The following is a 13,829-nucleotide window of genomic DNA, read 5'->3' as shown; positions in this document are numbered from 1 at the left end:
TCAGTGGAGGTGCAGCGACCAAGGCGAAAGGGTAGTTACCTTTGAACCCGGGATTAGCATCTGCGTTGAGTGGGGCGACGCAGCCCGTTCGGAAAAGCGTACAAGATACGATTCTTCAACGCGGACTGAGGCGTCAGCGCCTCGTTAAGACGCCTAAGTACACTCCCGCGCAGTTGCATAGCGCCTCTGTTTGATCGCCTGATGGTGATCACGGCTCACTTTGGCGGCATGAACTTGAATAGCGTGAAGGAATCGTCGGTCCAACCTTGATTAAACCAAGGCGAATCCTGGATATGCGATGCCGTGACGTATATCGCTCCGTCTGGTCCTTGTGCGAAGGTATCTGGCCAACGGAGTCGACTGTCTTCCAGAAAAGGCGTCACCTTGCCATCGAGACCCAAGATCTTGACGCCGTTGTTCTGCATCGTGCTGAGATAGATACGGTTCTGGTCGTCTATCCACAATCCGTCGGTCGGTTCCGTGTCGGCGTACTTTTCTGGTCTAGCCGCAGATGGGTCCTGGGAGGCTTTCTGCAAGGCTTCAGCTGAAATCCGGTACATCGTATTTCCGGTCAGGGCCTTCCAGTAGAGTGTCTCACCGTCCTCGGATAGCGCGATGCTGTCGGCATTGAATTGTGGTGGGCGGCCATCGGGTCTGCGAAGCGGCTTCCCGTCAACATGAACGACAACTCCTTTTTCGAACTGGGTGGAGGGGTCGTCACTCAGCACGCGCCATGCCTTGCCGGAGTTCAGGTTGAGAACGACCAGACCTCCTGGCGATCCAGCGTCTGTTAAGTAGGCAAAGGTGCCTTCAGGAGCGATGCGGACATCGTTGAGGTAGCTAGCCGGGCCGGCGACCCCAGCTTCGAATGGGTAAATGCGCTTGATGGTATTGGTCTTCAGGTCGACCTGAACCAGTTTCGGGCCGTCCTTGACCGTCTTTTCGCTGTTGGGCGCAGCCGGGTCGACAGCCCAAAGCGAGCCCCTACCATCGGCAACTACGCTTTGTACCGTCACGAAGTGATCCTTTGGAGAAATCTCCGACATCTTCGCGTTGCGCCAGGAATTCCACTCATCGTTGGGATAGGGCCTGATCGATCCATCCTTCATCAATTCGGCGACGGAGATCGGAACGTCTTCCGACCAGCGAGGAAAGTTGACGAAGATCCTGCCATCCTCGGAGACGGTAACGCCGGTGACCTGATGCTCGAATGTCGCGACTTTCTCCAGACGGTCATCCGTCCTCCCGGCGACCGGTGCCACCAGTTCCTTGGCTTCGTTCGTCAGCCTTTCCAACGTCTGGGCGTGGGCGAAGAGCGGCGGTGACAGAACGACAGCAGTGGCTGCGGTCAACAGTGCGACCGTTCGAAGAGATATCCTGGACATAGCTCGGCTCCGGGTTGTTGCCGCTCTTGAACCTTGCCCGCATTCGAAAGTTCCCCGCATAATCGAAACTCTACGCTGCTGCTGTCGTGGAGGTCGGCAATCGGTGCTTGGCCGAGAGGCTTGTTGCGCGCTGGTTAGCGACAACGCCCGCGTCCGGAGCGCCAGACGATAATGCCTTGAAAAATAGCGGCAACCCCAGGCAAATCCGAAGCATCGCGACCGCTCGTCTTCTGGGGTCTGGTCCTCAATCCGTGTTCCCCACCGATGCTTGTCTCACGCTGCCTTATGCGAACTTATCATTCGCAAGTGCCGGATCGCTATTGGCTCTGCCAGCAATCTGTCAATTTGGCCCTGCAGCGGGACCAGATGCGGCATATCCATATGGGCATCGAGATCGGCCTGTCTTGTCCAGTTCTCGTAGAAGACGAAGGTGCAGTCGTCTTGCGCATCGACGTGGAAATCGTAATTGATACAGCCGGGCTCATTCACCCGGTAGAATGCTCCAGATCCGATTAATTCCCTTCATTAAATAGGATATCGATCTTCTTGCTAATCATCGTTGTCCCGTAACTGGACTCGGGACTTTTCTATTTCATCGGCCGGTAGAATGCCGAACGTACGATGGACGGCCGGTTGATATTGCCTCTGGACGGCATCAACGCCCGCTGTGATCGCGGTTCTCCAAGATGGGCCTCTGCCCCATGCTTCGCCAAGAGCATCTGCCAGATCGCGGCTAGCTCCAGTTTCTTGCAATGCCTCGAATAGCATTCCGGCCTGACGCAAGTCCTTTTCCTTCTTTGCCCTTCCACCGGCATCATCTTGACGCTGGCCAGCCACGATCAGTTTGTGGACAGCAAACCGTGTTGGATCGGGTACCACGACCGAGACACCGGCGCCATGCAGCAAGATCGTTCGCACCGGATCACGGATCAGGAAATCCATGTATCGGAGAGGTTCGGCAGCCGCGCCGCCAAGAGCGGGCATTTGCGCCGGTTGATCCGCGTAATCTTCCGATCCGCGGTTTGTCGTCAGGAACTCTACCCGGTAACCTTTGGAGTTGCGGAAGGCATTAGAGCGGGGAGAACCGGAGACATGGGGCACGGCGCGGAAGGACGGATCGATGGACTGAAGGAGAGCGACAATCGGCGGAATAGAGTCCTCGACCTCGCTTGAGATCGCGTAATCTTGAGCCAGGTCCGCGTCACCTGTAAGGATCGCTGCCATAGGCAGCCGAGTCCCGAGGTGGGCCGCATAACATTGGAACGCGACTGTGCCGACGAGGACGCCACGGAGCCGGAACAAACCGGCCGATGCCAACGCCTCGACGACTGTGCCCGTGAAGCGATCCGGAGCAATAAGACCAGCTTCGCGTGTCAATGCCGCCACCATCTTTCGCCGATTCTGGTAATCGTCCTTTTCACCCCTGAAGGTTTCAACCCGGGTTGTGATTTCGTCATCATCGGCGGGACCGACATAGCGCCGCTTTTGCCCGCCTTTGCCGTCCGGGTGGTCAAAATACCAGTATGAGCGGTTATCGACCTTGACCGAGACAAAGCGACCGGTGGGCGGAAAATCCGCCGACCACTGCGCATCAAAAGTCCGTTGCTGCAGCTCCGCGACCATCGTCCTGAACATGAGATCAATCTGCTTCACTTGAGGCGTCCTATAACATTTCCTCAAATCTAGTATAGTCAGTAAATTTGCGCAAGCTGGACAACGGAGATGCGGCCAGGGCACTCGCATCCTCTCCCCCGCCGAGGCCTCATAAATTGCGCTCATCGACGGAGGCGCCCTTTTTCGTCTCCTCTACGGCGGAGATGGCGTTCGGCCAGCCGGAATAGAAATTCGAGACCCGTGATAAGTTCGCCAACCTCTTCCGGCTGCGCACCGTTGTCTAGAGCACGTTCGATATGGGTAGGGGGACGGACAGAGCGCAGTGCCAGCAGTTGAACGGAATCGAACCGCAAACCACCTGCGCAAACAGCTATGTGCCTGCTAACCCTTATCTTCTTGTTTGCCTGCGGGGCTAGTTCCTGTCGATACATTATGCGATCATTTTAGCCCAGAACGTGAACATCCTTGCTACACGGCGTCCACGAGGCTCCGTGAACAACGGCCCACTTCGGACGCCGGCCTCGTCGCCAGCCACGACGTGGATGGCCGGCATCCGAAACCCTGCATCGAAGCAGACTCTCAGAGCAAAGTCGTGGTGGCCGCTTTGCGCCCTCGTAATACTCGTGGAGATTGCCTTCGTGGATTACTGAAAGCAGAACCTTGCCGGCGATCACACTGCCGGCCGTGGCTGCTGAAAACAGTCATTGTGCGCTCCTGCCGAGCTTGTCACGCTTCGACCGTTCTCGGACCTTTCATCGAATCAAACTAGACGAGGCGGAAGCATGGCAAGAACGTGCGCCATGCATCACACCCGTTGCCCAGAAATAGATAAAGCAAGCGATCACATGGCCCGCGCAGCGGGGCCGAGAGCTGGAAGTCGACGCGAGAGGAAACTGTTTGGACCGGGATGTACCGATTCGGCAAAGAACCGGCGAACTGGGTCTCTGGTTGCTGGCGTCATCGCTCTGATCGAGCTGATTTCCTGGCTTCTGATCCAGCACCGCTTCGCCGCCTTCGCCGATAGCGTCCAGTTCCAGCCTGGGCAAAACAGGTGCGGTGCTTCCGTCTCGGCCTGCCGGACAAAGACCTTGAGATCGCTGTTTCCCCCGATCGGAGCTGCTTTACCGTAGAGGCTTGATGTGCCGCAGAAGGAGGCGCGCATCAAGTTCAGAAAAAGAAACGGGCTCGGGAGTGTATCTCAAGCCCGCTCTCTGCGGGGAGGCGATCAATCCATCAGCAAGATTATCATCACCGACATGCTTGCATCAGAACGCGCGCTGCAGTCGGAAATAGCCCGAGGTTACGTCCTCGGCATTGTCCGGATCGAGGTACTGAACCGAAACCTTTGCCGAGAAGTTGTCAACGATCTGGTAGTCGATCGTCACACCGGCCTTCCAGGCGTTGACGTCGTCGTTGAACTCGCCGGCAGTGATGCCGTAGTTATCGTAGTACTGAACAGCCGGAGTGATCTTTAGCTTGTCCGTCGCCTTGATGGCGTATTCAGCAGCGATCGCCCATTCGGCCTTGTTGTAGTAGGCGTTCGGGTTGGATGCGTAGACAGCTGCGAGGCCGAGGGTGCCCGGGCCGATGGCAACGGTACCCAGAGCGCGAACGGCGCCTTCTTCGTTGTCGGTGTCGTAACCGGCGGTGATCTGGTAGGTGAAGATACCAGCCTTGCCGCCGAGGCCAACAGCAACGCCCCAGTTGTTGGCGGTTTCGCCGTTGTAGAACGGGCTGTCTTCCAGCTCGTCGACGCTGATCCCCGCGTAGAAGTCGCTGGTTTCATATTGATAACGGATCGAGTTATGCAGGGTAACCGGCGAACCGATATCGTCCGTTTCGCCGGAGAGACCGTCGTCCCACCAGGAGTAGAAGAGACCCGCGCGGAAACCAGCGATGTCGAGGTAAGCGGAGTCAAGCTTGGTCTGCTGGTTCGAAGCGTTGTCAGCATTGGCCTGGATAACGATCACGCCGGTGAGCGGGCCGTATTCGGTATCGCTCTTGGCGGTGAACTGAACCTGGCCGCGCGTACGAGCGTCCCAGTCCGAGTCGTTCGGAACAGAACCTCCGCCACCGGCGCCGATCGAGCTTGCGTTCGGAGCAACGTCAACCTGGAAACGGATATAGCCGTTGATCTTCAGGCAGGTTTCGGTGCCGGGGATGTAGAAATAGCCGGTGCCGTAAGCGTCGCAGACGCGGACATATTCAACCGGTTCCGGCTCGGCGGCGACGATAGCGTCCGCTGCCTGAGCGCAGGAAACGACTGCCATAGCGGCCGCAGAGCCAAGAAGAAGTGTCTTTAAATGCATAATTGACCCCAATTGTGAAGCACTGCCATAGCGCCTACGGCGCCAACCCTCAGCAGCTGCTCGATGAATGAAGCAACGGATGTTGCAGGTCATATAATCGACAAATTTGATAGACTATTAAGGTAATTTATTGCGTATTTTCACGCGATTTGGAGAATGTCGTTCATCACCTCGACAGGCTTTGGTTCCCTCCATTCCTCCGCCCGCCGCTTCAGCCGCTGAAGCCACAGAGGTGTCTGGTGGCGTGTCGTCGAAGCAGTGTCTAAGGATCGTGACTGCGAATACCTGACCGTCGACAGCACCATCATTCGCGCTCATCAGCACGCCTCCGGCGCAAACACGGGGCTCAAGATAAAAGTGACGACGTTTCGACAAGAGCTCTTCGGTGATCTAACGCAAGGCGTGAAAACCCGTTGGTCACGGGTGCCGCCGGCGCAGCAATTGCTGCGAGTCTTTCGCGCTGCTATCGACCGTCAAATGCGCAGAAGTCCGGATGGTGGGATCATCGTCAAATCAGTAGTCCTTGTCTTTGGTTGATAAAGGCCGCGTACGATTTCGGACTGCTCTTGTTCTGACTCCGTCTTCGTCATCGAGTTCGTCGCTCGGCAGAACGCCGAACTCTTCGTCGGACCTGAACAGCGTGACTGAAACCATCAGGGTGCGAGAAAGCTGGAAGGCATGGCTCTGCGCAAGCGATAGATCGGTGTTCATCTGAGGCTCCATCTTTGGAGCGGGCCATTCCCGCTCGATGGCTCCCGTCAGTGTCCGAAACCGGTCGCGATCACCGCGAAGGCACAGCCGAAGCGGCCGCAGCTAGCCTAGCCGACCCCGTCAGCGGGTTGATCGACGGAGATCCGGGGCTGGACCAGGAAGCCATCCATCAAGAGCGGGATTGGGACGCCTCCATGGACCTGCCTCCAACACTAACGATCATGCTAATGCGGAACCCGTCACTGCCGCTGAAACGTTCGAGCCTTTGCTTGTTCCGCTCCAGACATCGGGTCGCACTCGATGCCTGTGATTATAGAGCCTCTCTCCCCTGGAAGTAGGCGATGACTTCCGGAGATTTGCGCTTTTGAGCCTTCTCGGGTCGCCCTGTTAGGTTTTTGGAGGTACAGGCCTTGGTGATTTCTTGAAGGGGTCTAGCACCGCCACTCCGCGGCCGTCAAAATCGGAGACATTGCGAGTCACCATAATGAGATTATGGACCTCCGCAGTTGCCGCCAATCCGGCATCATCAACATGTTTGTCCGATTGTCCAAGTGCACGTCCCCAGCAGCGCGCGACTGTTTCATCGACCGGGAGGATACGGCCCGCAAAGGCGGAGAAAATACCGTCTGCCGCTTTTGCAAGTGTATTTGCTGTCAGTTCATCGCTCTGACGCTTCTTCTCAATACCTTTCGAAATCTCACGGACCGAAATCACGCTGATAGCGAGATCGTTATCATCGACCGTATCGAACCAGACTTCCACGTTCTGGTGCGGTTTTGGGCGGCTTAATTCCTTCAGAACATTTGTGTCGAGCAGGTACCTCAAACTCAGTCGTCCAGTGAGCTGAGATCAGCCGCGCGCATAGCTGCTTTCGCGGTCTGTTTTGGATAGGGGCGCCCTGCTTTCGGATGAGCTTCCGCATAAGCCTTGGCTGCAATGACCTGCTCTTCCCTGAGGGACGGGTAGTCTCTAAGGATGTCCTTTACCGACATTCCCGAGTCGAGAAGAGCCGCGAGGCGGTGCACCTCGATACTCGTGTTGCGGATAACCGGTTCCTTCCCGGTCGTATCGATCTGATCGGTGAGTTTGCTGAGCTCCTTCAGCCTGTGTTCGACAAAAATCCAATGCGGTCCGATATCATATCGTTGTTTGCCAAACGCGACCTCCTTCCCTTGGCCGCGCTTGATAGACGCGCGGAGCGCGTCATAGAGTTCCGACTGGCTTTTTGGCGTCAGCGCCTGTTTCAATTCATCGTACGCGTGAAGGAATACGAGTTCCGCGTAACCGAAGTGACGTATCTTGCGGCCACCTCGCTTCACAAGGAGTGGCTTGACTGGGGATCGCTCTACAACTTTTTTGAAACTGTCCAGCGGTTCGCCAACGACAAAGGCAGCCTGAGCAGTTGTTAGGTTCTCCATCACATCGTCTCCTTAAAACAGCCCTAGATATAGGGTCGAATTGGAGGAGAGGCAAGCCTCGGAAGGCTAGGGAGCTCTTGAGACAAAACACGCCAACTCGTGCCTGTCGGCGCTTTCATAAATTTGCCAATGTGGCTCACGCCTACCTTTGCCGATCTAAAAAATTTCCCATCCAGTCCGGTCGGATCGGAGACTTCGGCTAGCGCCGACTTTTTCGAGGACGCTTCTGTCAACCTGCTTATTTTCTTCGCGATGTCCTGGCCGGCCCGCAACCGTGCGCGTATCGGTATGGCCATAGCGTTCATCCTGCTCTTACCCGCCGTGGCCTTCCTATGGATCGCCTGGGAGAAACTGCAGGAGCCGACCGATGAGAACTCCGATTGCGACGGTATCGATCAGCGGAGAGCTTCCCGAGAAGCTGGATGCAATTGCCAAAGCCGGCTTCGATGGCGTGGAAATCTTTGAAAGCGACTTTCTGGCCTTTGACGGCAGGCCGGCGGATGTCGGCAGGATGGTGCGAGACTGCGGGATTGAAATCACCCTGTTTCAGCCGTTCCGCGATTTCGAGGGCATGCCCGAGCCCTTGCGCAGCCGTACCTTCGACCGTGCCGAACGAAAGTTCGATGTCATGCAGGAACTTGGCGCCGACCTCATTCTGGTTTGCTCGAACGTCTCGTCCGCCTCGCTCGGCGGTATCGATCGGGCGGCGGCGGATTTTCACGAGCTCGGCGAGCGCGCCGCAAGGCGAGGCCTGAGGGTCGGCTATGAAGCGCTCGCGTGGGCGCGGCACATCAATGACCATCGCGACGCCTGGGAAATCGTGCGCAGGGCCGATCACACAAATGTCGGCCTGATCCTCGACAGCTTCCACAGTCTTTCACGCAAGATCGACATCAATTCGATCCGCTCGATTCCGAAGGACAAGATCTTCATCGTCCAGTTGGCGGACGCACCGCTCATCGACATGGATCTTCTCCATTGGAGCCGGCATTACCGCAACATGCCGGGCGAAGGCGACCTTCCGGTAACGGCTTTCGCAACGGCGATCGCCGAGACCGGATATAACGGCTACTTCTCACTGGAGATCTTCAACGACCAGTTTCGCGGCGGGCTGCCTCGTGCGATCGCCGCCGATGGGCATCGCTCGCTGCTCTATCTCGGCGACCGGGTTCGACGTGAAGCCGGCTCCGAGCAGCTATCGGTCAAGGCCATGCCCGACCGTGCGGCCGTAGTGCTCGCGTCATGTTAGGTGCGTGCGATCGAATTGTCGCGATGAGCGAGGGCTGTGATTGCGTGTCCACGGTGTTGATAATCCCGATAGTATTTAGTCGTTGAATTGACTGGTGGCTGTCCTCCACGTCCGTGGCGTCAGCCTGCACACAAAGAACGATCGATAAATCCTTCAAATCTGCTCGGTCCTTTGCCTCAAACATATCGCGACAATTTTCTCCAGTCGAAACCTATTTTCAAAAAAATTCTTCATAAAGAAGCGGACAGGCCGGCTCCCTGAGGCGATTTGTCTTCGCGCCCATAGTTGACGGCCCCCGTGGGCAGGTGACATTTGCATGAGCATGGGTTTCCACGGCAACGCGCCCCGGTTGCCCCTCCTGAATAGGTGACGTCATCATGAGTATGGGTTCACACCGCAAACTGCAGGTATGCCGAACGACGCCGCCGTCGGAAAGTGTCGTTGCAAACTGGTACGAGAACGCCAATTTACTTGATAGCTACAGCATTGACTTGAGTGGATCAGAACAGTCGAGCATGCGCGAGTTGGCGACTCGGACGCTTGTCAATCCGCCCGCGTGGCAGAAGGCGTTGATCGCGCTGCGCGACGCCATGGTTACCCCCTTCGGCATCAAAACCTCCGATACGGTGAGGACGATCCCAGACGGCCATGAACGGGTTGATTTCTTCCCGGTGCACTGGGAGGGCAAGGACGAAATCGTGCTCGGCACGGATGACCGACACTTGGACTTCCGGCTATCTCTTCTACGACGCCGTTCTCCAACAGGCACATTGCTCATCGCGACGACCGTCGTGCATAGCCACAATCTGTTGGGTTTCGTCTATCTCAACGCGATCAGGCCTTTTCACTACCTCGTGGTCAGGGCCAACCTGGCACGCTCCGCGTAACACAGCTGTAGTTCAGCTGAAGAAACCAAAACCATACGTCACCTCCATCAGTCTGACGGATTCGGAGAGCCGCCGAGGCGTCTCCTGATGTTCGTGGCTCCCTCCCAAGTTCGTAGCGGGCCGAAATCCGCATCCATGGCCACCCAATGTGGCATCAATTTACAATTACTTCCGGACTTCGGGCAATCGGCCAACTCGATGATCTTACAGCTGATCGCATCGACGCATGACTTCACCGCAGTCAGATATTCTTCGCCGTCATCCCATCAACTGCTGCCACCGTTTCGTTAGAGCGTCAGCCAGCGATCTCTCCCGTGCGCCCGCCTTATCAGAACCCGGTCTTAGGTTCGCATGCTCTGGAACGCCGCTCGAATCTCCTGCGTGAAGAGTTCCGGCTCTTCCCACGCAGCGAAGTGACCTCCCTTGTGAGCGACATTGTAGTAGACGAGTTGTGGATATGCTCGAGCCAGCCACTGCCTCGGAGGGCGGTACACCTCACCGGGAAACACGGTGACGCCGACCGGGACTCCGATCGGGGACAGCTTCGCGCCCGCAACAGTATTTTCCCAATAGATGCGTCCGCTCGATGGTCCGGTATTGGTCAGCCAGTAAAAGGTAATGTTGTCCAGTATCGTTTCCCTCGATAGAGCATTTTCAGGCTCCCCACGGGTGAACGTCCAGTCGGCAATCTTGTCGTACAACCATGCCGCCAATCCTACCGGTGAGTCCGCGATCCCGTAACCGATCGTCTCTGGACGAGTATTCATGATTGCAGCGTAGCCGAAGCCGTTGGTCAGGAAATCTCGGGCTTCTTCAAAAATTTTCGCCTCATCACGAGACAGGCTCGCAGGTGCCGGAGCGCCGCTCTTCAATGCCTGGGCAGCGTCGGGAGGAAACGTCGTGGCTCGCTCTATTCGATTGACATGAATGCCGAGTAGTCCATCAGGTGCCTGCCGTCCCAGAGCATCGGAGATGATGGCACCCCAGTCCCCGCCCTGAGACACGTAGGTCTCGTAGCCGAGGCGCTTCATGAGCGTGTCCCATGCGCCGGCAATCCGCTGGGGATTCCATCCGGTCGTCCTTGGTTTCTCTGAGAAGCCGAAACCGGGGATGGAAGGTAGCACAAGATGGAAGGCGTCCTCCGCTTTGCCCCCGTGAGCGGTCGGATCGGTAAGTGGGCCGACCACTTCGAGAAGCTCGAAAACCGAACCCGGCCAACCATGGGTCATAATCAGCGGCAACGCTTCCGGGTGCTTTGATTGGACGTGAATGAAATGGATATCGAGCCCGTCGATGTTGGTCAGAAACTGCGGATGGGCGTTCAGTCGCCTTTCGGCACTGCGCCAATCATATTCGGACCGCCAATGTTCCACCAGGTCTCGCAGTTTCGCGGGCTGTACCCCCTGGGAGCGATCGCTCACCGTTTCGCCATCCGGCCAGCGAGTGGCATCAAGACGTCGTCGCAAGTCGGTCAATGCCGCTTCCGGGACCTCTGCTCTAAACGGACGAATTTCGCTTTTCGAAGCTCTCGGCCCCACAGGCTCTGCCGCATTTGTAATTGGGGGCGCAACAACACCGTAAAGTGCGACGGCCGCCCCTCCCGTTAACAAGGCGCGGCGAGACAGATCGATAGCATCGGATTTCGTACGTCCTGTCATGACAAGGACTCCTTCTTGCTCACTACTTTACCGGTTCCACGATTTTCTCATTGAGGTGACGACGTAAGTCGCGAGCTCAGACGCCTTGCCGTTCCCGACATTTCGCGCCGAGTGAATAACGCCACCCGGTATGAAGAGGGATTGGCCCGCCTTGAGAATAACAGCCTCCCGGCCTTCAAGCTTGTATTCAAGCGCACCTTCGAGGACGTATGCAACCTCCTCGCCCGGATGCTTGTGATTTGCCGCGAGCGCACCAAGCTCAAAATCGACGCGGACTTGAACAACCTCCTTGTTCGGGACGCAGGTGCGCCAGCACCATGCCTAACCTTCAAGATCGCGGCCTTTGGTATCGCTTATGTTTCCCAAACCGGCTAAAGTGTAACAGATCGTCAGCGCCACCACGCCCGATACAATACGATACAAAAAGACCGGAAAACCAAGCTCTCCGACGATTGACCGTATGTTGCATATGCATCATATGAAACCCCGGCCGAATGGTTCAGCATCCGCTCGGTTTAAAGGAACAAGGAGACCTGAAATGTTGTCGAAATACTACATGCCGCTCTTTTTCTCGATCGCGCTGAGCGCCCCGGCTACCATGGGAGCCGGCGCGGCATTGGCAGCCAATCGCACAGAAATCAGCTACATTGACGTCACACCCGATATAACGCTTAGGCGAATGGTCGCCGGTAGCGGGAACCCGCAGGGCACGATACTCTTTCTGCACGGATTCCCGGAGACAGTGCTTGTCTGGAAAAGAATCGCCACCGAGTTGGCCGCCGACTATGAAGTTCACGCGATAGACTGGCCCGGCTACGGCCTGTCATCGCGTCCCACGTCGTCAAAATTCTCCTATTCTCCCCGGGACTACGCCGATATCCTCACAGCTTATATCAAGGCTGCTCGCATCGATCGTTCGAAGCTGACGATATACGCGACAGATATCGGCTCGCTTCCGGCGCTTCTGGCCGCTCTCGACGACCCAGATATCGCAGGTAAAATAATCGTTGGAGACTTCGCTCCCTTCAATCGGCCTTCGTACATGTACGAAACTCTTCAAAACTTGAAGAGCGAACCCGCCGCAACGAAGACCCGTGCGTACATGAATGAGACCAGCACGGAGATTCTGGCGAATACATATCGTCGCGGCCTTCCTGTCGAGAAACAGTTCGACCTTCCTGCGGATGTCCTAAAGGATATGACCGAGGGATGGAGCCACGGCGAGATCACGTCCGCCGATGCATTCTATTACTACTATTCGCACTTTACACGAGACCAGGATTATCTTGAGGCACACCTCGCCGACCTCAAGACGCCTGTGAAAGTCGTCTGGGGCGAGAACGACTTCTACATCAAGAAAGCCATGGGTGAGGAGCTTGCCGAACGAATCCGGGCACCTCTGACCGTTTTGCCTGGCGTCGGCCATTACCCACACCTTCAAACACCGCATGGTACGGTCGCCGAAATTCGCGGGGCGAACTAGGGGCCGCCGAACTGTCTAGATCGGCTCCCCTTCTCTCGGAAGGCTCATTGCTATGTCCAGGATTGCTTTCGCACCGTTTTTGCCCACAAGTCGCGACGCTTTTCGCTGGGCGTCGCGCCAAGCGGGACCAGCGGTATCGAGCAACTCTTTCCCGGCCTGCGAGATGACAACCGGGCGACTGCGGCCGCCCTCCGTCGGAAGCTCCTCGATCCAGCCCTCATTGAGCAGCGGCGCGAGGTTCCGTGTCAACGTCGTTCGATCCTGAAAGTTGGCGCGACCGATTTCTGATCGGCTGGCACCCCCCAGCTTCGCAATGATGATTAGCATGGAGAACTGGGAAGCGGTCAAACCATGCTTGCGCATTTCCTGATCATAGATGTTCGTGATGACACGGGAAACGCGTCTTGCTCTGGTCATCAGGCAGCCAGATACGACTTCGGCGACAATATCTAACTCGGGGCCAAATCGCTCATACACCATGCAAGCCTCGCGACAATCGAAAAGCAGCCCACATAGTGCATATGCAACAAACGGTCAACCCTCTGCACGGCGTTCGGACGAAACTCGGTGCCTTGGAGCCACCGGCCGCGACAAGAAGCGGCTTAAACGAAGAGTAAACAGGAAGAACTGAAATGAACGACACCGCAATCAGAAAATCATCTGCTGAAACGGAGAAAGTCCGCGGTTTGCCCGGTCACACTACCGTTGGCACCAATAACTTGGAAGCCGCCACTGACTTCTATGACAAGTTGCTTTCCATGTTTGGCATCGGGCGTGTCCTGGTTCAACCCGGTCGGGCGGTCTATTATGGACACAAGACTTTGGAGTTCGGCGTCATCAAGCCGTTTGACGGAGAACTGGCTACCGTCGGAAACGGCGGAATGGTGGCATTCGAGGCTCGCTCCCGCGCTCAGGTCAAGGAAGCTCACGCGGTGGCCGTGACATTGGGTGGCCGGGATGAGGGAGCTCCGGGTCCACGAGGCGAGAATGGTGCGGACCCGTACTGCGCCTATTTCCGTGACCCTGAAGGCAACAAGTTTCTCGTCTACCGCGCAGGACCCGACGAAACTTGATTGCCGACAGGGCGGGAGGCGCACGGCTGAGTCCCAGCAAGC

At 56.8% G+C, this 13,829-nt stretch carries 12 protein-coding genes and 4 pseudogenes; 6 read left to right on the top strand and 10 right to left on the bottom strand.

The window, feature by feature from the left end:
* Window positions 1–215: 215 nt before the first annotated feature.
* The 4 genes from PH551_RS02765 to PH551_RS02750 all read right to left on the bottom strand — a co-directional run bounded on the left by PH551_RS02765 (window position 216) and on the right by PH551_RS02750 (window position 5,308).
* On the bottom strand, window positions 216–1,385 hold the full coding sequence (locus PH551_RS02765) for an SMP-30/gluconolactonase/LRE family protein (protein ID WP_285191772.1): 1,170 nt from the start codon (window positions 1,383–1,385) through the stop codon (window positions 216–218).
* A gap of 273 nt (window positions 1,386–1,658) precedes the next feature.
* Window positions 1,659–1,874: a putative quinol monooxygenase gene (locus PH551_RS02760; protein ID WP_285191771.1), complete on the bottom strand. Its 216-nt coding sequence runs from the start codon at window positions 1,872–1,874 to the stop codon at window positions 1,659–1,661.
* Window positions 1,875–1,934: 60 nt separating this feature from the next.
* Window positions 1,935–3,038, bottom strand: a complete 1,104-nt coding sequence (locus PH551_RS02755; protein ID WP_285191770.1) for a nucleotidyltransferase family protein — start codon at window positions 3,036–3,038, stop codon at window positions 1,935–1,937.
* A gap of 1,226 nt (window positions 3,039–4,264) precedes the next feature.
* Window positions 4,265–5,308, bottom strand: a complete 1,044-nt coding sequence (locus PH551_RS02750) for a porin (protein WP_285191769.1) — start codon at window positions 5,306–5,308, stop codon at window positions 4,265–4,267.
* Between the two features lie 180 nt (window positions 5,309–5,488).
* On the opposite strand from PH551_RS02750, the pseudogene PH551_RS02745 reads away from it, so the two are divergent.
* Window positions 5,489–5,653, top strand: a pseudogene (locus PH551_RS02745) (IS5/IS1182 family transposase); the annotation flags it as partial.
* A gap of 57 nt (window positions 5,654–5,710) precedes the next feature.
* Window positions 5,711–5,845 (top strand): annotated as a pseudogene (locus tag PH551_RS02740) (IS1595 family transposase); the annotation flags it as partial.
* On the opposite strand, the gene PH551_RS02735 reads toward PH551_RS02740, so the two are convergent.
* The 3 genes from PH551_RS02735 to PH551_RS02725 form a co-directional block, all read right to left on the bottom strand.
* A complete protein-coding gene (locus tag PH551_RS02735; RefSeq protein ID WP_285191768.1) occupies window positions 5,822–6,019 on the bottom strand; it encodes a hypothetical protein in 198 nt (65 codons plus the stop codon). The pseudogene PH551_RS02740 and the gene PH551_RS02735 sit on opposite strands and share 24 nt — an antisense overlap.
* Window positions 6,020–6,406: 387 nt before the next feature.
* Window positions 6,407–6,844, bottom strand: a complete 438-nt coding sequence (locus tag PH551_RS02730; RefSeq protein WP_285191767.1) for a type II toxin-antitoxin system VapC family toxin — start codon at window positions 6,842–6,844, stop codon at window positions 6,407–6,409.
* A gap of 2 nt (window positions 6,845–6,846) precedes the next feature.
* A complete protein-coding gene (locus tag PH551_RS02725) occupies window positions 6,847–7,437 on the bottom strand; it encodes a DUF433 domain-containing protein (RefSeq protein ID WP_285191766.1) in 591 nt (196 codons plus the stop codon).
* A gap of 367 nt (window positions 7,438–7,804) precedes the next feature.
* Between PH551_RS02725 and PH551_RS02720 the strand changes: the two are divergent.
* Both PH551_RS02720 and PH551_RS02715 read left to right on the top strand, forming a co-directional pair.
* A pseudogene (locus PH551_RS02720) lies at window positions 7,805–8,668 on the top strand (sugar phosphate isomerase/epimerase family protein); the annotation flags it as partial.
* 395 nt (window positions 8,669–9,063) lie between these two features.
* Window positions 9,064–9,573, top strand: coding sequence for a DUF2867 domain-containing protein (locus PH551_RS02715; RefSeq protein WP_285191765.1), 510 nt, complete (start codon window positions 9,064–9,066; stop codon window positions 9,571–9,573).
* A gap of 341 nt (window positions 9,574–9,914) precedes the next feature.
* Here the strand turns inward: PH551_RS02715 and PH551_RS02710 are convergent, their stop codons facing one another.
* Window positions 9,915–11,231 carry an epoxide hydrolase family protein gene (locus PH551_RS02710; protein WP_285191764.1) on the bottom strand — a complete coding sequence of 439 codons (1,317 nt, stop codon included), beginning with the start codon at window positions 11,229–11,231 and terminating at the stop codon, window positions 9,915–9,917.
* 22 nt (window positions 11,232–11,253) lie between these two features.
* Window positions 11,254–11,531 (bottom strand): annotated as a pseudogene (locus tag PH551_RS02705) (cupin domain-containing protein); the annotation flags it as partial.
* Window positions 11,532–11,769: 238 nt separating this feature from the next.
* On the opposite strand from PH551_RS02705, the gene PH551_RS02700 reads away from it, so the two are divergent.
* A complete protein-coding gene (locus tag PH551_RS02700) occupies window positions 11,770–12,714 on the top strand; it encodes an alpha/beta fold hydrolase (protein WP_483315401.1) in 945 nt (314 codons plus the stop codon).
* 15 nt (window positions 12,715–12,729) lie between these two features.
* Here the strand turns inward: PH551_RS02700 and PH551_RS02695 are convergent, their stop codons facing one another.
* Window positions 12,730–13,194: a MarR family winged helix-turn-helix transcriptional regulator gene (locus tag PH551_RS02695; protein WP_285191763.1), complete on the bottom strand. Its 465-nt coding sequence runs from the start codon at window positions 13,192–13,194 to the stop codon at window positions 12,730–12,732.
* Between the two features lie 152 nt (window positions 13,195–13,346).
* Between PH551_RS02695 and PH551_RS02690 the strand changes: the two genes are divergently transcribed.
* Window positions 13,347–13,787 carry a VOC family protein gene (locus tag PH551_RS02690; protein ID WP_285191762.1) on the top strand — a complete coding sequence of 147 codons (441 nt, stop codon included), beginning with the start codon at window positions 13,347–13,349 and terminating at the stop codon, window positions 13,785–13,787.
* Window positions 13,788–13,829: the final 42 nt, after the last annotated feature.

It is taken from the genome of Rhizobium atlanticum, from assembly GCF_030182485.1.
Classification (GTDB): Bacteria; Pseudomonadota; Alphaproteobacteria; order Rhizobiales; family Rhizobiaceae; genus Rhizobium.
Note: the sequence above shows the minus strand (reverse complement) of the source record. Positions and strands in the feature narration are given on the sequence as shown.

Coding starts and splice junctions, on each gene's coding strand:
- PH551_RS02765 (WP_285191772.1), bottom strand. CDS start 1,385: ATGTCCAGGATATCTCTTCGAACGGTCGCACTGTTGACCGCAGCCACT.
- PH551_RS02750 (WP_285191769.1), bottom strand. CDS start 5,308: ATGCATTTAAAGACACTTCTTCTTGGCTCTGCGGCCGCTATGGCAGTC.
- PH551_RS02735 (WP_285191768.1), bottom strand. CDS start 6,019: ATGAACACCGATCTATCGCTTGCGCAGAGCCATGCCTTCCAGCTTTCT.
- PH551_RS02725 (WP_285191766.1), bottom strand. CDS start 7,437: ATGGAGAACCTAACAACTGCTCAGGCTGCCTTTGTCGTTGGCGAACCG.
- PH551_RS02715 (WP_285191765.1), top strand. CDS start 9,064: ATGAGTATGGGTTCACACCGCAAACTGCAGGTATGCCGAACGACGCCG.
- PH551_RS02710 (WP_285191764.1), bottom strand. CDS start 11,231: ATGACAGGACGTACGAAATCCGATGCTATCGATCTGTCTCGCCGCGCC.
- PH551_RS02700 (WP_483315401.1), top strand. CDS start 11,770: ATGTTGTCGAAATACTACATGCCGCTCTTTTTCTCGATCGCGCTGAGC.
- PH551_RS02695 (WP_285191763.1), bottom strand. CDS start 13,194: ATGGTGTATGAGCGATTTGGCCCCGAGTTAGATATTGTCGCCGAAGTC.
- PH551_RS02690 (WP_285191762.1), top strand. CDS start 13,347: ATGAACGACACCGCAATCAGAAAATCATCTGCTGAAACGGAGAAAGTC.